The sequence below is a fragment of the Tenacibaculum sp. Bg11-29 genome (assembly GCF_002836595.1).
In the GTDB taxonomy this organism is placed as follows: Bacteria; Bacteroidota; Bacteroidia; order Flavobacteriales; family Flavobacteriaceae; genus Polaribacter.
The window spans coordinates 1136654-1154399 of record NZ_PJBB01000003.1 but is presented as its reverse complement, the minus strand read 5'-3'; the positions used below and the strand labels follow the sequence as shown (position 1 = coordinate 1154399).

General features: G+C 28.6%; 14 protein-coding genes. 5 read left to right on the top strand and 9 right to left on the bottom strand.

Going from position 1 to position 17746, the window contains the following annotated elements; genetic code table 11:
* The first annotated feature begins 117 nt into the window (after window positions 1-117).
* Window positions 118-1485 carry a sodium:alanine symporter family protein gene (locus CXF68_RS05175; protein ID WP_101043287.1) on the top strand — a complete coding sequence of 456 codons (1368 nt, stop codon included), beginning with the start codon at window positions 118-120 and terminating at the stop codon, window positions 1483-1485.
* A gap of 200 nt (window positions 1486-1685) precedes the next feature.
* On the opposite strand, the gene CXF68_RS05170 is transcribed toward CXF68_RS05175, so the two are convergent.
* From CXF68_RS05170 to CXF68_RS05160, 3 genes are read right to left on the bottom strand one after another with little or no spacing between them, the layout of a single operon-like run.
* Window positions 1686-3581: an ATP-binding protein gene (locus CXF68_RS05170; protein WP_101043286.1), complete on the bottom strand. Its 1896-nt coding sequence runs from the start codon at window positions 3579-3581 to the stop codon at window positions 1686-1688.
* Window positions 3582-3612: 31 nt separating this feature from the next.
* Entirely contained in the window at window positions 3613-4317 is a 705-nt protein-coding gene (locus CXF68_RS05165; RefSeq protein ID WP_101043285.1) for a M50 family metallopeptidase, read from the bottom strand.
* A 52-nt stretch (window positions 4318-4369) separates the two neighbouring features.
* Window positions 4370-4714, bottom strand: coding sequence for a HopJ type III effector protein (locus CXF68_RS05160; RefSeq protein WP_101043284.1), 345 nt, complete (start codon window positions 4712-4714; stop codon window positions 4370-4372).
* A gap of 153 nt (window positions 4715-4867) precedes the next feature.
* Between CXF68_RS05160 and aspS the strand changes: the two genes are divergently transcribed.
* Window positions 4868-6622, top strand: a complete 1755-nt coding sequence (gene aspS, locus CXF68_RS05155) for an aspartate--tRNA ligase (protein ID WP_101043283.1) — start codon at window positions 4868-4870, stop codon at window positions 6620-6622.
* Window positions 6623-6680: 58 nt separating this feature from the next.
* Here the strand turns inward: aspS and CXF68_RS05150 are convergent, their stop codons facing one another.
* Window positions 6681-7133 (bottom strand): RDD family protein, encoded by a 453-nt coding sequence (locus tag CXF68_RS05150; protein ID WP_101043282.1) that lies wholly within the window; start codon window positions 7131-7133, stop codon window positions 6681-6683.
* A 465-nt stretch (window positions 7134-7598) separates the two neighbouring features.
* Between CXF68_RS05150 and CXF68_RS05145 the strand changes: the two genes are divergently transcribed.
* From CXF68_RS05145 to CXF68_RS05135, 3 genes are all read left to right on the top strand, one after another.
* Window positions 7599-10091 carry a DUF2339 domain-containing protein gene (locus CXF68_RS05145; RefSeq protein ID WP_101043281.1) on the top strand — a complete coding sequence of 831 codons (2493 nt, stop codon included), beginning with the start codon at window positions 7599-7601 and terminating at the stop codon, window positions 10089-10091.
* On the top strand, window positions 10057-11319 hold the full coding sequence (locus CXF68_RS05140; protein ID WP_101043280.1) for a hypothetical protein: 1263 nt from the start codon (window positions 10057-10059) through the stop codon (window positions 11317-11319). The genes CXF68_RS05145 and CXF68_RS05140 overlap by 35 nt, the downstream gene beginning before the upstream one ends.
* A 69-nt stretch (window positions 11320-11388) precedes the next feature.
* Window positions 11389-13164, top strand: a complete 1776-nt coding sequence (locus CXF68_RS05135) for a chloride channel protein (protein ID WP_101043279.1) — start codon at window positions 11389-11391, stop codon at window positions 13162-13164.
* Here CXF68_RS05135 and glpQ read toward each other — a convergent pair.
* From glpQ to CXF68_RS05110, 5 genes are read right to left on the bottom strand one after another with little or no spacing between them, the layout of a single operon-like run.
* Window positions 13154-14140: a glycerophosphodiester phosphodiesterase gene (gene glpQ, locus CXF68_RS05130; RefSeq protein ID WP_101047346.1), complete on the bottom strand. Its 987-nt coding sequence runs from the start codon at window positions 14138-14140 to the stop codon at window positions 13154-13156. The genes CXF68_RS05135 and glpQ overlap by 11 nt on opposite strands.
* A gap of 5 nt (window positions 14141-14145) precedes the next feature.
* Complete coding sequence (locus CXF68_RS05125; RefSeq protein WP_101043278.1) at window positions 14146-15684, bottom strand: polyamine aminopropyltransferase; 1539 nt, start codon at window positions 15682-15684, stop codon at window positions 14146-14148.
* 5 nt (window positions 15685-15689) lie between these two features.
* Window positions 15690-16454 (bottom strand): hypothetical protein, encoded by a 765-nt coding sequence (locus CXF68_RS05120; RefSeq protein WP_101043277.1) that lies wholly within the window; start codon window positions 16452-16454, stop codon window positions 15690-15692.
* Window positions 16455-16456: 2 nt separating this feature from the next.
* Window positions 16457-16942 (bottom strand): DUF4178 domain-containing protein, encoded by a 486-nt coding sequence (locus CXF68_RS05115; RefSeq protein ID WP_157821857.1) that lies wholly within the window; start codon window positions 16940-16942, stop codon window positions 16457-16459.
* Between the two features lie 2 nt (window positions 16943-16944).
* A complete protein-coding gene (locus tag CXF68_RS05110; RefSeq protein WP_198553749.1) occupies window positions 16945-17745 on the bottom strand; it encodes an ion transporter in 801 nt (266 codons plus the stop codon).
* Window position 17746 lies beyond the last annotated feature (1 nt).

Here is a 17746-nt window from a genome sequence, read left to right as displayed (position 1 = left end):
TAACCTTAGTGTAAATTAAGGTTACTTCTTTTTTATTATGGTATTGCTATTGAATTAGTCGAATACCTTTTTTTAAAAATTAATAGTATTAATTACACTTAAAATAAAAACGCTCATATGTTTATTGATATTCAAAATACAGTCGCCAGTTTTTCTTCATGGATATGGGGAATTCCATTATTAATATTATTAATTGGTGGCGGATTATGCCTCTTTATTTATTCAGGATTAGTTCCTTTTAGATACATGGGACATGCTATTGCTGTTTTAAGAGGTAAATACGACAAACATGATTCACCAGGAGATTTATCTCATTATGAAGCTTTATCATCTGCCATTGCAGCAACCGTAGGAATGGGAAACATAAGTGGTGTTGCCATTGCAATAGCCACCGGAGGTCCTGGAGCCATTTTTTGGATGTGGGTAAGTGCCTTTGTTGGTATGGCAACTAAGTTTTTTACCTGTAGTTTAGCTATAATGTACAGAGGTAAAGATGATGAAGGAAATGCTAAAGGAGGGCCAATGTATGTAATTACAGAAGGTTTAGGTAAAAAATGGAAACCATTAGCTGTGTTTTTTGCAACAGCTGGTTTGGTAGGAACTTTACCTGCTTTTCAAGCAAACCAATTAACACAAACAATAATTGATGTTTTTAAAGTAAATCAATCAAATGAATTTAGTGCAAAATTATTAATCGGAATATGTATTGCTTTTATTGTTTCTACAGTAATTTTTGGAGGAATTCAACGAATAGGAAAGGTAGCTGGTAAATTAGTACCCGTAATGGTAATTGTATATTTAGTAACCGTTTTAATAATTCTACTTTTAAAGATTGAAGATGTTCCTTCAATAATCTCCTTAATATTTACAGATGCTTTTTCAGGTAAATCAGTATTAGGAGGAGCATTAGGTGCCTTAATAATTACAGGTGTAAAACGTGCTGCTTTTTCAAATGAAGCTGGTTTAGGAACTGCACCGATGATGCATGGTACTGCAAAAACTGACGAACCTATTAGAGAAGGGTTAGTTGCTATGTTAGGCCCTGCAATAGATACATTGTTAGTATGTACATTAACCGCATTAGCTATATTAGTTTCAGGAATCTGGAAAGATTTTGATGGTAATGGTATTACAATGACTTTAGCTGCTTTCGATTCGGTACTACCTTACCACTTAGGAAGCATCATTTTAACTGTTTGCGTATTAATTTTTGCCTTCTCAACCTTATTTACTTATTCTTTTTATGGTTATAGTTGTTTAAGTTACTTAACCAACTCTAAAGCTGGTAAGTATTACAATCATTTTTATATTATAGTAATTATTGTAGCGTCTATTATTAAATTAGATTTTGTTATTAATTTAATGGATAGTGCTTATGCTTTAATGGCAATACCAACCGTTCTTTCTACTTTAATTTTAGCACCGAAAGTAAAAAAAGCAGCTACAGTTTACTTTCAGAAATTAAAAACAGGGGCTTTTGATTAAGTATTCATTTAAAATTTAATATAAAAATACCGTTCTTAATTTAAAACATTAGGGACGGTATTTTTTTTGAAGCTATTTCCCGCTTTCCTCACTCGCTTCTCGCAGAAAAAAGCGAAAGAGCTCAAACAAATGCTTCAATCGGGGCTAGGTGTGTTTACAAAGTTTATTGTTCTAATAGAAACTACTTAACATTAACAAATCTATCCTTTATCTGTTAAGTTTTCATTTTTAATAAAACGATACAAACCTTCAATCAGGTTTTTTAACTGATCGTTATCTTCAATTAAATCTTCATAAGTGTAATCACCATCAATAACAAAATTGGCTAGTTTATTTTTGTATTCACCTTTTAACGTAGTTGATGTACCATTTTGAACTTTAAACACCTTAAAATCCTTTTCCTCAACCTTATGTTTCTTAAATAAATCTTCATAAAACTGACCAATTCCTTCTGTAGAATAATCTTCTCTTTTAAACGTTATTTCTTTTGCTATTTTTTTACTGCTTTCGGTTTTTAGTAATTCAGGGATAAAATCTTTAAGAATTTTAACTGGCAGCAAGTTTTCTATTTCTTTAACTACCGTATTTTGATACTTAAAATAAGTATTTTCAATTGCTAAAGATTCTAAGTTTTGTTGTCTTAAATGTTTAGCATCCCCATCTTTGACATTATCATTATCAGCTAAAAGATATATTTTATTCGCATTTGCAAAAGCATTTATGTTTTCTCGAATCTCATCATCATCAAATTTCTCATTTTCATTAAATAAATAGTGAGCAATTAAATTACCACCATATTCAAAAAATGCAAAATTAATGTCTTCTTTTAAATATTGTTCATTTGTTGATTTACAGTAAAGCTTTAAAAATTTAGATAAATATTTTCTATCTGTTGGCCCTTCCACCCAAAGTGAAGTATTTGCTAAAAACACAGAAGAATTATTTACTCCTAATGCATCTAGAATACTTTTAGCAGGCTTAATATTATTTTTAATTAAGAAAGTATTATCATTTTGTTTAGTGAATTGAAAAATAGAAATATCTTTATTAACTATTGATGTATCTAAAAAATGATTTGAATGTGTAGTAAAGAAAAAACGTAAATTTTTACTTTTTAAATAATCATCTGTTAATAAAGTTTCTATAAAAACTCTTTGTAAACCGGGGTGTAAATGAGTTTCTGGTTCTTCAATAAAAAACCAATCATTTTCATTTGCTATATAAATCGGAAACAATATTAAAATTAGAGATTGTATTCCATCTCCAATATGGTGAACAGGGTATTCACTCTCTTCTACTGCAAAAAGAATTTCATAAGATTCTATATTTGGAGTAATTGTTACTGTTTTACCTTCAAAAAAATGCTTAGAGAGAAATATTTCAAACTGTTTAACTTTATCACGGTCTTTTAAAACTGACCCTTTAAGTTTTTGTATGTTATCAAAAATACTTAATCCTGTAAATACATCTTCAGATATTCCATACTTTTCCTTCACTGTCCCTCTAAAAGATTCCTTTCTTAATTGTGGGCTATCATGTAGGCTTCTTAAAATAGGTATGTATTTTTTTTTGTTAACTTGATTTCTTCTTATAAATAGAATTTCTTTCTTTAAATCACTTAAAGAATCAAGCAACTCTAATTCTCTTTTGAAACCTATGACAATATCTTTTCTTTTATACTTATTGTAATTCTTTTTAATATTGTCATATTGAGAAAGATATTTTTCAATTACTTCTTGATAATGACTATAATTAAAAACCAAATCAAATGATGGGTTTTTTAATGACTTAATAACTGATAAGCCATTTAGAACCTCACTTGATTTATTAACTTTATTATAATAATTTAAAAAGACTTGATGATATTTTAATACATTTTCCCTCTTATCAGAAACTTCAAAATTTTCCTTAACTTTTACTAATGCCCTTAAAAACCTACTTTTCCCGCTATTATTACTTCCAACAAATAAATTTACTCTACCGAAATTACCAATTCTAAAAAGTTCTTCTTCATTTTCATTATTAACTTTGTAAATTAATTTTTCTCCATCGAATATTTCTTTAATTCTTTTAGGTTCTTTAAAGTGTATATACATCTAGCTTTTTTTTAATATTATTATATTTTACCTACCTTTTAAAATAAAACCGAATGCTTTTCCATACTATAAAAGCACTTATAAGAATAATGAATAATCCCCAAATCCAATAAGTACCAAAAGTGTTTTCGGCTATAGACTGTGTGTCTGAAATACGAATAGCTCCATTTCTCTCAAACTGTTTGGTAAATAAATAATCTAATTGAAGATAGGTACTTAATACTGCTTGTAAACCTAAAAAAAGAATCGTTACAACTTCAATTTTTCTATTTTTAATAAGTGTAATTATAATAAGAATTACGGCAAAAACTCCCATTACAAGAATTCCCCAAAAAGAACGCACCCATAGCACTAAAGACAAAACAATCATCCCTATTAACACTCTAAGAAGAATTGCAGCCGTTTTTTGATATTTAGCTGAAGCTATAAATACAGCACCAGTTATAGCAGGCCCTAACAAGCCACCCATTGCAACTAACGCCTTACCTGTACTTAACGATAAAAAACGATTGGTAATACTATTATACGCAACCCCTCCTCCGTTTTCGTAAATTTCTAAGAATTTAAAATCGCCACCAATACACAATGCGGTAAGACCATGCCCCATTTCATGAAACCAAGTACCTAACAACCTAAAAGGATATTGAAAAGTGCCCAAGTAAGGTATTTGCAATAACAAAAAAACAGCCAAAGCAATACCTATAATTGTATAATCTAAACGTTTTGTAGTATTCATTTATAAAGTTAATCAACAAATAAAAATACTACAATTACAGTAAACAACGGTATTATTTATCTGCTAACGCTTGTTTATCAAAAGAAAGCCCTTCAAAACCTGTATTCATAAAATTTCTAATGTTCTGATGACCTGTTCCGTTTAAGTTTTCTAAAACATCATTAAAATAATACTGCGCAAAACAAGCCAATGTTTCTTCTTTAGTTAGTTCTTGTTTTACTGCAAAAGAAAACACTTTACACGAACCTAAATTTTCAGTATCACTATTTTGCAAATAGCCATTCTTAAAAGCTGTTGGAGTAAAAACATAGTTTTCTTCAATAACACTAATGGTTTCTGAAAAAACGACTTCTTTTGGTGTGTTTCTTAATTTATTTATAAAATCTTGTAAAGACATAAATTCTAGTTTTATTTTTTAAAAAAATCAATCATATCCCATAATTGACACGCTACCACAAAAAAACAGCGTAAAAAGTTAAAAAACTAAATAATAGTAATTTTTTACATACTAACAATTATCGTTAAATTTGCTGCTTATAAATTATACGAAATGTACAGAACGCATACTTGTGGTGAATTAAGAGCATCGCATATTACTACTGAAGTAACCCTTTCTGGTTGGGTACAAAAATCACGTGATAAAGGTTTTATGATTTGGGTAGATTTACGCGATCGTTACGGAATTACACAATTAATTTTTGACGAAGCACGTACCTCTAAAGATTTAATGGAGAAAGCGAAAACTTTAGGTCGTGAATTTGTTGTTCAAGTTACAGGTAGCGTTATTGAAAGAGAATCTAAAAACAAAAATATTCCTACTGGTGAAATAGAATTATTAGTTACCAAGCTAGAAGTTTTGAACGAATCAAAAACTCCTCCTTTTACTATTGAAGATAAAACGGATGGTGGTGAAGATATTCGTATGAAATATCGTTATTTAGATATTCGTCGTAACCCTGTAAAAGATAGTTTGATTTTTAGATCGAAAGTATCAATGGAGGTTCGTAAATATTTATCTGACCAAGAATTTATAGAAGTAGAAACACCTTATTTAATTAAGTCTACTCCAGAAGGAGCACGTGATTTCTTAGTCCCTTCAAGAATGAATGCAGGGCAATTTTACGCATTACCACAATCACCTCAAACATTTAAACAACTATTAATGGTTGGTGGAATGGATAAATACTTTCAGATTGTAAAGTGTTTTAGAGATGAAGATTTACGTGCCGATCGTCAGCCAGAATTCACACAAATTGACTGTGAAATGGCTTTTGTTGATCAAGAAGATATTTTAAATATTTTTGAAGGGTTAACTCGCCATTTACTAAAGGAAATTAACAATGTTAAAGTTGATAAATTTCCAAGAATGTTATTTGATGATGCCATGCGTTTATATGGTAATGACAAACCAGATATCCGTTTTGGAATGGAGTTTGGTGAATTAAATGACGTTGCACAACAAAAAGAATTTAAAGTATTTAATGATGCTGAATTAGTAGTGGGAATCGCTGTTCCTGGTGCTGCATCATATACAAGAAAAGAAATAGATAAGTTAATCGATTGGGTACGTCGTCCGCAAGTTGGAGCTTTAGGAATGGTATATGTAAAATGTAATGAAGATGGTACTTTTAAATCGTCTGTAGATAAATTTTATGACCAAGAAGATTTAGCTAAGTGGGCTGAAAAAACTGGTGCTAAAGCTGGTGATTTAATCTGTATTTTATCAGGAAACACCACTAAAATACGTGGGCAGTTATCTGCTTTACGTATGGAAATGGCAGACCGCTTAGGTTTAAGAGATCCTAAAGTATTTGCTCCGTTATGGGTAATAGACTTTCCTTTGTTAGAATTAGACGAAGAAACGGGTCATTACCACGCAATGCACCACCCATTTACATCACCTAAACCAGGACAATTAGAGTTGTTAGACACCAACCCTGGAGATGTAAAAGCAAATGCATATGATTTAGTATTAAACGGTAACGAAATTGGTGGAGGTTCTATTCGTATTCACGATAAAGAAACACAAGCCATTATGTTTAAACATTTAGGCTTTACTGAAGAAGAAGCTAAAGAACAATTTGGTTTCTTAATGGACGCTTTTGAATATGGTGCACCACCACATGGAGGTTTAGCATTTGGTTTAGATAGATTGGTTGCTATTTTAGGAGGACAGGAAACAATTCGTGATTTTATTGCATTCCCTAAAAATAATTCAGGTCGTGATGTAATGATTGACGCACCTGCAACATTAAATGACTCGCAACTTGCTGAATTAAGTATTAAACTTGATATAAAAGAGTAAACAATAACACTATAAAAAAAGCCTCAATATACTTTATACATATTGAGGCTTTTTTATTTTACTCTAATGAAGTCAGCGTTTTTCTACCAATTTCTTTCACTACAATTGTTTCTGACAAAGAATCATGTAAACATTGTTTTTTATCAGTCATAAAAAACATAATGTATCCTATTAAAAAAGTAAAAAGGTTTAAAAAGTTAGCAAAAAACCTTCCCGTAGCTTGCCCGAAAGTTACTTTTTGCCCATCAACACTCAATAATTGAATATTACATGCTCCTTGCCCTAGCGTTCTTTGTTTATCTCCACTTTGTTGTAAAGACCAATATAGCCAAGCTGGTATTATAGGTATACAAAATTGTGGTATTATTATTATAATTACATCAATTATTCTAGCTAAAAAACGCTCTCCAAAACTTGCGTATTTATACACAATAATCTCATTGGTATCTTTAATCGTTAATTCAATAGTGTTTTCATTCGTAAAACGAATTGTTTTTTCTGAAGTATACATAGTCTTTTTTTAGAGCGCAATGATACTAAAAACTATTATAAGTAGAATACTGTTAACACAGTAACTATATAAAATCATAGCATTTCAATATCGTTAAATTATAACTACTAAAAAAAGAATTACTCTTACAATTCAATCATTAAAATATAATCATTTGTTTATATTTTATAACAAAAAAAGAACTATCTATAAAACTAATATTTATGAAATAATAAATATTTAATAAAGTAGATTTAAAACAAAAACAATTTTAAAATGGAAAAACTACATCTTAAACACCAAACATAAAACAATAAAAATATTTATTTCTCCACCACGAAAAACAAAAAACGACTCAAAACAACAAAACACTTTAATAAAAACATATGATTACATTACACTAACAAAACACAATCAGCAACCACCTAAACCAGTCATTTGATTTTAAAGACTTACATTTGAGATAAAATCAAAAAAAGCTATCTTATGGAAGTAATTTTATTTATTACCTTAATATTGTGTTTTTATCTTATAAGCAATAACATAAACTCAAAATTTAAAGGTTTAAACGAAACTATTGACGACTTAAAGAAAAGAGTACAAAGCCTTCAACGTAACGCAATTGCAAAAGAGCAAGAAACATTGCTTAAAAAAGACGCTATTGTTAATGAGAACATAAAAACAACAGAAGTTATAAAGAAACCTATTGTTGTTGAAAAACCAAAGACTGTTATTCCTGAAAATACAGGAATTATAAAACCTGTTTCAGAAACAATAGCAAAACCTACTTCATCTCCAGAGATTAAAAATACTGTTAAAAAACCAACACCTCAAGTAAAAATACAGAAGCAAGCTCCTAAAAAATCTTGGATAGAAACATTTAAAGAGAAAAATCCAGATTTAGAGAAGTTTATAGGAGAAAACTTAATTAATAAACTAGGTATTTTAATTTTAGTACTAGGTATTAGCTTCTTTGTTAAATATGCTATCGATAAAGATTGGATAAACGAACCTGCAAGAGTTGGTATTGGTATATTATGTGGTTCGCTTGTAATGGCTACTGCTCATAAACTAAAGAAAAACTACGCCTCTTTTAGCTCCGTTTTAGTAGCAGGTGCCATTAGTATATTCTATTTCACGATATATATTGCATTTCACGAATATCAATTATTTAGTCAAACAGTTGCCTTTGTTATCATGTCATTGATTACTGCTTTTAGCACTTTGGTATCTGTTTCATATAACCGTCAAGAATTAGCAGTTTTATCATTAATTGGTGGTTTTGCAGCTCCTTTTATGCTAAGTACTGGTGAAGGAAATTACATTGTTTTATTTACTTACATTGCTATTTTAAATATAGGGATACTGGGTGTTTCTTATTTTAAAAAATGGAAAGTATCTACCATCTTAGCATTTATTTTCACAACAATATTATTCTTTGGTTGGTGTGCCGTAAAAATAGGAAGTTCTAAATTTTCACATACAGGTGCACTAACATTTGCTACCATATTCTATTTTATATTTAGTATTACTATTGTTTTAAATAACCTTAGAAATAAAGGAACTTTCTCAGCAATAGAATATTTTATTTTAGTAGCAAATACATTTGTGTTTTTTGGTATTGGAATGTTAATTTTAAATGACTTAGAGTCAAACTTCACTGGCTTATTTACCCTGTTATTAGCTGTTTATAATTTAATATATGCTTCTATTTTATATAGAAAATTCGGATTAGATAAAAACGCTATCTATTTATTAATTGGATTAGCACTTACCTTTGTAACGCTTACAATTCCTCTTCAATTTGAAGGAAATCATATAACATTATTTTGGGCAGCAGAAGTTGTATTATTATTCTGGCTTTCTCAGAAATCAAAAATAAGTTCTTTTAAAATCGGTGCAATAATTGTGCAGGTACTAACACTTATTAGTTTATTGCTAGATTGGGAAAAATATAGCTATTCAAAAGAACTATCTGTAATTCTTAATCCGTTATTTATTGCTGGATTTATGGTAAGTATTTCTCTTTTCTTAACCTATTGGTTGTTAAATAAAGAAAAAAGTATTGCTACGAAATCGTTTAAACTAAACCTTACATTTTACAAAGCAACTGTTTTAGTCGTTGCAATTATTGTAACGTATTTTACAGGAATTTTAGAAACTAATTATCAAGCAGGTCAATTTTTAGAAAATAAATTTTCTATACGCTCTTTCTCGGTAACCTATCATTTCATTTTTTCAGCGATTATACTCTACCTAGCACTATTCTTTAAAAAGAAAAGTATTTTAAAACTAACATTATCAATCGCAAGTGTTTCTATATTGTTATATATTCTTTCGTTTTATAAATACCCTGCAAATGAAATGATTGAGAATTTTGCTAGAAATACAAGTACTAAACATGCTTTTTATTTTCACTATATTATTTTAGGGTGCTTAGTCTATTTTGGTTATCAATTATTTAAAAAAACAAAATCAGTATTTAATATAAGTCCAAGAAAAAACAAGTGGCTACCCTGGTTATTTGTTTTTGCTGTTGTTTATACATTAAGTAATGAAATAATGATTCATGGTTTATATATTTCAAACACTGTTGATGTAATAGAATTAGCCGAAAAATTTCCAGAAGTTGAAAATAATTTTTATTCAAAGAAAAATTTTATAAACAACGAAATAAAAGAAACCAAAGCACAAATTATTAAAATAGGTTATCCAATACTTTGGGGTATTTTTTCTTTTATTTTTTTAATTATTGGAATAAAAAGGCAGTGGAAGGTATTAAGGGTAATAGCACTTTCGTTACTTGGTTTAACCATTGTAAAGTTGTTTGTTTACGATATTAAAAATGTTTCAGAAACAGGAAAAATTGTTGCCTTTATATTACTTGGAGTCTTAATTTTAGTTATTTCCTTTGTGTATCAAAAAATTAAAAAATTAGTAGTTGATGAAGTATCCGAAAAAGAAAATGATGATGAATAAATATAGCTTTTTAATAGCCTTCTTTATAGTTTTAACTAGTTTTAGTCAAAACTATAAAGGTACACTTAGTGTAATTAAAGAAGATGGATTACATAAAATAATACTTCCGCAAGAGGTACGTTCTTCGTGTAATGAAAATTTTAATTTTTTAAGAATTCAGGATGCACAAAAAAATGAAGTACCGTATGTTTTAGTTTACAATAACGATAAAACGTTCTCCACTTTTAAACCAATTAAAATTGCTTCAAAAAAAGTATTAAAAGACTCGATAACGTCTATTCTTTTCGAAAATAAAACGAGAAAAACACAAGATTATATTACTCTACAAATAGCAAATACTAAAATTATAAAAAGGTATACTGTTTATGGTAGTGATGACGGAAAAGAATGGTTTGGCTTAGTTTCTAATAAGAGCTTATCATATTTAAATAAACCTCAAAAAACGGCAACAGGAAAGGTATTCATAGAAAAAAAAATTAGTTTTCCTTTAAACACTTACACCTTTTTACGTATTGATTTCAATGATAAAAACTCTTTACCAATTAACATTTTAGGTGCTGGGGTTTATGAGAGTAAATTTTTTACGCAAACCCCTATAGAGATTGCTACTTATAAACAAGAAATCGTTTCTATAAAAGAAAAAAAAATTACACAACTTAAATTTACAGCTACAGATAATCATAGCATTAATGTTATTTCTTTTAAAATTAATACAGATTTTTTTCTTCGTAATGCGAAGCTAATTGTAAAGAAAACTCGAAAAGTAAAGAAGCGTGTGGAAACTTACAATCAAGTGATTTCTAGATTTCAATTAAATTCAAAAAGTAAAAACACATTTACTTTTAACAATTTAAATGAAAAAGAATTTATCATAGAAATCGATAATCAAGATAATCCTTCTTTAACGATAGAAAATGTACAACTATTACAGAAACCTGTATATCTGATTACTAACTTAAAGCAAAAACAGAGTTATGAAGTACTAATTAACAACATGCTTTCTAAACCTTCTTATGATTTAGGAAACTTTATATCTAACAAAACACCTACGATAAAAGAAGCTACTATTTTAAATTTTTCTGAAGTTGAAAAGAAAGAAGAAGAGTTAACAGAAAAATCTTTTTGGGAAACAACTTTGTTTATGTGGATTTGTATTGTTCTTGGAGGAGTTTTAGTTGTTTATTTTGCTGTAAGTTTAGTTAAGGATATTAGTAATCAAGAAAAATAATTAACCAATTACCAAACATTAAACACCTTTTCTCTATTTAGAGATAGGTGTTTTTCTTATATTTAAAGAATGCCTAAACCTAAAAATATATTTAAAAAAATACTAATTTGGAGATATAAACATATTTCTGAACGTCAATTTGTATACGTTTTAAGTGTTTTAATTGGTTTTTTAGCAGGAATAGGTACACTTATTTTAAAAAACATGACTTCCTTTTTTCAAACTATCTTAGAAGGAAAGTTTATTAAAGATATTCATTATTATCTCTATTTTATCTTCCCAATTATTGGATTAGTTTTAGTCTATTATATTAAAAAGAAATTCCTAAAGAAAGAAATCGGTCACGGTATTTCTACCACACTCTATGCTATTTCTAAACGAAGTGGAATTATAGAAAAATATAAAATTTATGCTTCAATAATTACCGCACCAATTACAGTTGGTTTCGGAGGTTCTGTTGGTTTACTTGGTCCAGCAATAAGTACAGGAGCTGCTTTAGGATCGAGAGTATCGCAACTATTTCACATGAACCGAAAAACAAGAATGTTGTTAATTGGTTGTGCAACTGCAGGAGCTATGTCATCAATGTTTAAAGCACCCGTTGCTGCTATTATTTTCGCTATAGAAATATTTAGCCTAGATTTAGCTTTTGCTTCATTAGTTCCTTTATTATTAGCTTCTGTTGCAGCTGTAATTACTTCTTATTTCTTTTTTGAAAAAGATGCGCTATTAGGTTTTGAATTAGTGGATGCTTTTAAAATAAAGGATATTTTTTATTATGTTTTATTAGGTTTTTTTACGGGTTTAGTATCTGTCTATTTTTCAAAAATATATTTTCGAATTACTAATTTTTTTAAACGTATTAAAAAACCAGTTCATAAATTAATTTTTGGAGGGGTCGCAATTGGGTTAATGTTATTTTTAATTCCGCCTTTATATGGTGAGGGTTACGGATTAATTAATAATTTATTAGAAGGAAACACCTTAGCTGCTTTAAAAGACATTCCTTACAATGTAGATTTCGAAAATGTTTGGATTGTTATTATATTCTTGTTGTTAATCACCGTATTTAAAGCCATTGCCATGACAACTACCTTTGCTGCTGGTGGTGTTGGAGGAATTTTTATTCCCACCTTAGTTATGGGTAGTGCTTTAGGAAATGTATCAGCAAAAATAATTAATCAATTAGGCGGTAACGTATCAGAATCTAACTTTACCTTAATAGGAATGACGGGATTAATGGCAGGAGTATTACACGCTCCTTTGACTGCGATTTTCTTAATTGCTGAAATTACTGGCGGTTATGATTTATTTGTTCCGTTAATGTTAGTAGCTGCAATTTCGTTTGCTGTTACAAAATACTTTATATCAAACTCAATTTACACGGTAGAATTAGCAAAAAGAGGTGAACTTATTACGCATGATAAAGACAAAAATGTGTTGATGATGATGACTATAAACAAACTAATAGAAACAAATTTTAAAGCGGTACATCCCGAAATGTTTTTAGGTGATATGTTAAAAAAAGCTGTTTCTAATTCTAATAGAAATATTTTTCCTGTAATTGAAAAAGACAAACAATTTTTAGGAATTGTTTTATTAGATGACATTAGACCTATTATGTTTGATAATGATATGTACGATAAAGTAACTGTTGAAACCTTTATGAGAAGTGCTCCATCAATTATACAACACGATGATTCTGTTGAGAAAGTAATGCAAAAATTTAAGGAAAGTGCCGCTTGGAATTTACCTGTTATAAAAAACGGTAAATACTTAGGGTTTATATCTAAATCGAAATTATTATCTGTTTATAGAACTAAATTAATTGAGGTTACTTCTTAGCTAAAAACTGTACCATTTTGTCAGAAAAATCAGTAAAACCACCGTCGATGTCAGCTTCAAAAAATAACACTTGCATCATTTCATTAAATGAAGAAAATTCATCTAATTGATCTGCTCTAAAAGTATAAGGATGCACTTTTAATCCTAATTCATGAGCATCGGTAACTAATGTTGTAAATGTAAACTTACCATTTATTTTTTTATTTAAAATTTGCTTGTACCAAGGTCCAATTCCATCTGCATACGTCGCAAAATGTCTTAGTTCTTTCGTTTCTTCAGGAAACTCTATTAATTGTACTAAAAATAAATTTGATTGCAATTCAACTCTAACTCTTTCTAACTCTTTTGCATCAAAACATTGAAGAATACAGTTATCTTTTTTTGTTTTATATCCATAATTAGAAAGAATTTCTAATGTAATTTTAGCAATGTCTTTTCCGTTTTTATGATGAAATTCTGGATTTTTAATCTCTGGATAAATCCCTATATTTTTTTCAGTACTATAGTTTAATCCTTGAATCAATTCTATTTCTTGTTCAAAAGAATGTAATTTAAAATTACCTTTTCCTTTCGGAAATCTTTTTGGATAAAATTGCTCACCTGTTGCAGGGTCAAATCGTTCAGTTACTTGTAATTGTTGTAACTCTTCAAATGTAAAATCAATTACATAATAACGGTTATCAGCTCTTTTTCTATCCGAAAACACCTCAGCAACATTAGTTACATCATCTAAATAAATATCATGAATAACAATAGCTATATTATCTTTACTTAATACTAAATCTTGTTCAATATAATCAGGATTCATAGCATAAGCCATCGCTTTAGCTTCCATAGAATGTTCTGGTAAATAGCCTGATGCTCCACGATGTGCAATAACAATTTTGTTTGATTTCATCTTTTTATTTTGAATAGTATTTTTACAGTTAACTATTAAAAATACAAGTAATACATATACTATTTTTACTTTATTCATATTTTTTAATATAAGTCCCAATTTCCCTGTCTATAATAAGTATATAGTTTTGGTGAAAATATTGTATTTACCTTAATACCTGTAGTATCTACTAATGGTTTTCCGAAAGACAGTAAATGTGGTACTGCTTTATTTGTTAACCACTTTAAATCTAAATTCGAAAACTTAATTGACTTTATTCTATCTAAGTGTACGTTCTTTTTTGTTGCCATAATCCAACCCCATTCACCTAACGTAAGTACTTGATTATGCATTGGTATTGTTTTAAACCCCGATGCTTTTAACGTTTTATCAATACAATAAAACGCTTTGGTTGCGTAATACGGGCTTCCTGCCTGCGTAATAAAAACTCCGTTTTCTTTTAATTTTAACTTACATAATTTATAAAACTCTTTGGTATATAATTTATTTAAATCAACATTATTAGGGTCTGGTAAGTCTATAAATATAATATCATACCTTTCATTCGTTTCTTCTAAAAAATTAAAAGCATCTCTTGTAACTGTTGTTAATTTAGGATTGTTCATCGCATTTTTATTCAACTCTTTAAAAACTGAAAAATCTTTTCCTAAATCGATCATATTTTGGTCTAAATCAACCAATGTTACTTTTTTAACCTCCTTATATTTAAAAACCTCTCTTGCTAAACAACCGTCTCCTCCTCCTAATATTAAAATATTTTCATGAATACCTGTTAATTGCATAGGCAAATGTACCATCGGTTCATGGTACATAAATTCATCAAAAGATGATAATTGCTGGTTTCCATTTATATATAACGAATACCACTCTTTCCATTTGGTTACTACTATTTTTTGATATTTGGTTTGCTCTGAGTATACTATTTTATCTTTATACTTTACTTGCTCACCAAATCGAACTATTGGCTCTGCAAAATACAAACCTGCTATTATTAAAATTAAAACCAAAATATAAGATACTTCTAGTTTTTTTATAGCATTTACTGATATATATTCTTTTAATACTTTAAATAGATAATAGGATACGCCTAAATTTAATAACCCTAAAACAAACGGAGTATATGTTAACCCTAAATATGGTAAACCTACAAAGGCAAAGAATAATCCACCTATTAAACTACCAAAGTAATCTTTCTCTAAAATATTAGAAATATTTAAACGCAACTCTTCAAATTCATCATTTATTCGAGTAGCAAATGGTATTTCTAATCCTATTAATAAACCAATACAAATAGAAAGTATATAAATTACTAACCAAGAAATATCGGTAATACCATAAACAACATATGAGATTAGTGCCGAAAAAGAAACTAATACTGATAATATTAACTCAGTAATTATAAAATATACAATTACCTGTTTAGTAAACCACTTGCTAAAGCGACTACCTAACCCCATTGCAAAAAGCATTATCGATACAATTAGTGTAAATTGTAAAATAGCATTCCCTATAAAATAGGAAGCTAAAGTAGACAGAATATACTCTGCTACAATACCACTAATACCTGTAGCAAATAATGCTACCTTTAACGCAAAAGACTTTTGTTTTTTTGAATATTTCACTATACTTATTTTCCGTATCCACCAGAACGAGATCGAGTAGATGATCCGCTAGAGTATCTTGATGAGCTTCTAGATGATTTATTCGATAAACTATTCCATCTTCCTGAATTCTGAGTTTTTCTTGAAAAGAAAGAACTTCTTGTTGATTTTTCATAATTACTTCTAGTTCCGTAATTATAATTACCGCTTGATGCATTACTTCCGTAATAAGATTTTCCTGAACTATAACTTCTCTGATACCCGTTATAATCATTTCTAGAAGTACTACGTCTTGACAATAACCAATACCATAAAAATGGACTTGTAGAATGAGTTCTCCATCTTCTTTCAGATGATTTATTACTAGCTGTTTTTGTTGAGTCACCTTGAACAGCTTCCCACTCACCATGCTTTTTATTTCCAATTGCCCAACCAAAACCAACAGGTTGTGCTACTTTAGATAGTTTCCCGTTGTGTTTAGAAACAATTTCCATTCCTAAATCATTTTCATGATCTTTAAAATATTTCTTATTTACTGTTTTCCATGGTATTTTTTTAACGTGTAAAGAATCTTTTAATAATGTTAACACCTTGTATTTATGTTGATACACCATTAAATTAGGTTCTTCTTCTATTTTCATATCATCTAAAACAATAGAAAAATCTTTAAATTTATAATCTCTACTAATTTCTTCTGATGGCTCAATAGAAATTGTTTTTGCAGGTTTAACGTTTGATGAACACCCTATTAAAACTAAAGATGCTAACAGCAAATAAATTCCTTTTTTCATAATTAATTTTCTTTTATATTTTTAATCTTTTTCGCTTTTATCTCTTCTCCTAAAAACACTTCATAACTTCCGTCTCCCCATTTCTCAATCGTTAACAGCTCATCATCTTCTGCATAAAAAAGAAAGCATTCTAAATTTTCTCTAGAAGTATGTGTTGTTAAGTTTTTATAATCTCCTTTATAAGTTTCATCTAATTCATACAACTTATTGTTAAATATTAATTGTTTTGAATGAATAGCATCTACCAATAAAGTCTCGCTAATAGCAATAGTTTCACTATAAGTTACTTCGTATTTTCCTTTATTAAATTCTACTTCTAAAAAGGCTTCTTTTCTTGATGATTTAATGGTGTATTCAATACTCGAATTATCCATTCGCCAATCGTATTGACCTATTTCTTCTATTTTCCAATTTGTATTATATAAATCGAAAGTAAAACCTACTTTTAATTTATCTAAATGGTATTCTTTTGAGTTGTTCCAAAACATAATTAATCTATTATTTCTTTTCCACAATGTGGGCAATTACATACTTCTTTTTTTGTTCTAAGTTCTCTTATCTCTTCTATATAAGCCGAACTTATTATACCTGTTGGTAATGCTACAATACCAATACCTAATAATGCTATAAATGCACTTAAAATTTTACCTAAACCTGTTACGGGATAAATATCTCCATAACCAACAGTTGTTAATGTTGCAACCGCCCACCACATAGCTTGCCCTATATTTTTAAACGCTTCTGGCTGTGCATTTTTCTCTATATTATACATTAAGGTAGAGGCTAAAATAAGTAAGATAAAAACCATAAAAACAGTAACTAAAATTTCACTTTTAGTTTTAACGATTACATTCTTTATAACACTTAACGATTTAAAATACCTATTTAATTTTAATAATCGTAATAACCTAAATAGGCGTAAAGTTCTAAGAATTCTTAAATCTATTTTTATAAAATATGGCAAGAAAAATGGTAAAATTGAAATTAAATCTACCACTCCCATAAATGAAGTAATGTATTTTACTCTTGCTTTCGTAGGTGAAATATCAGGATAAATTAAATCTGAAATCCATATTCTTAAAAGGTATTCTATTGAAAAAACTATGATTGAAAAAATTTCAAGAATATTAAAATATAAAAAATAAGATGTATTAATTCCTTTATATGATTCTAATATAATAGCAATCATATTTATAATGATTAACCATGAAATAAAATACTCAACAAACTTATCGCCTTTTAAATTTCCTTTTTTATCATCAAATAATAATGCTATTTTTTGTTTTATCATC

What these genes read in the sequence shown, in the direction of transcription:
- CXF68_RS05110 (WP_198553749.1), bottom strand. Translation starts at nt 17,745, where the DNA reads ATGATAAAACAAAAAATAGCATTATTATTTGATGATAAAAAAGGAAAT.
- CXF68_RS05135 (WP_101043279.1), top strand. Translation starts at nt 11,389, where the DNA reads ATGCCTAAACCTAAAAATATATTTAAAAAAATACTAATTTGGAGATAT.
- CXF68_RS05140 (WP_101043280.1), top strand. Translation starts at nt 10,057, where the DNA reads ATGAAGTATCCGAAAAAGAAAATGATGATGAATAAATATAGCTTTTTA.
- CXF68_RS05145 (WP_101043281.1), top strand. Translation starts at nt 7,599, where the DNA reads ATGGAAGTAATTTTATTTATTACCTTAATATTGTGTTTTTATCTTATA.
- glpQ (WP_101047346.1), bottom strand. Translation starts at nt 14,140, where the DNA reads ATGAATAAAGTAAAAATAGTATATGTATTACTTGTATTTTTAATAGTT.
- CXF68_RS05165 (WP_101043285.1), bottom strand. Translation starts at nt 4,317, where the DNA reads ATGAATACTACAAAACGTTTAGATTATACAATTATAGGTATTGCTTTG.
- CXF68_RS05150 (WP_101043282.1), bottom strand. Translation starts at nt 7,133, where the DNA reads ATGTATACTTCAGAAAAAACAATTCGTTTTACGAATGAAAACACTATT.
- CXF68_RS05170 (WP_101043286.1), bottom strand. Translation starts at nt 3,581, where the DNA reads ATGTATATACACTTTAAAGAACCTAAAAGAATTAAAGAAATATTCGAT.
- CXF68_RS05175 (WP_101043287.1), top strand. Translation starts at nt 118, where the DNA reads ATGTTTATTGATATTCAAAATACAGTCGCCAGTTTTTCTTCATGGATA.
- CXF68_RS05115 (WP_157821857.1), bottom strand. Translation starts at nt 16,942, where the DNA reads ATGTTTTGGAACAACTCAAAAGAATACCATTTAGATAAATTAAAAGTA.
- CXF68_RS05160 (WP_101043284.1), bottom strand. Translation starts at nt 4,714, where the DNA reads ATGTCTTTACAAGATTTTATAAATAAATTAAGAAACACACCAAAAGAA.
- aspS (WP_101043283.1), top strand. Translation starts at nt 4,868, where the DNA reads ATGTACAGAACGCATACTTGTGGTGAATTAAGAGCATCGCATATTACT.
- CXF68_RS05120 (WP_101043277.1), bottom strand. Translation starts at nt 16,454, where the DNA reads ATGAAAAAAGGAATTTATTTGCTGTTAGCATCTTTAGTTTTAATAGGG.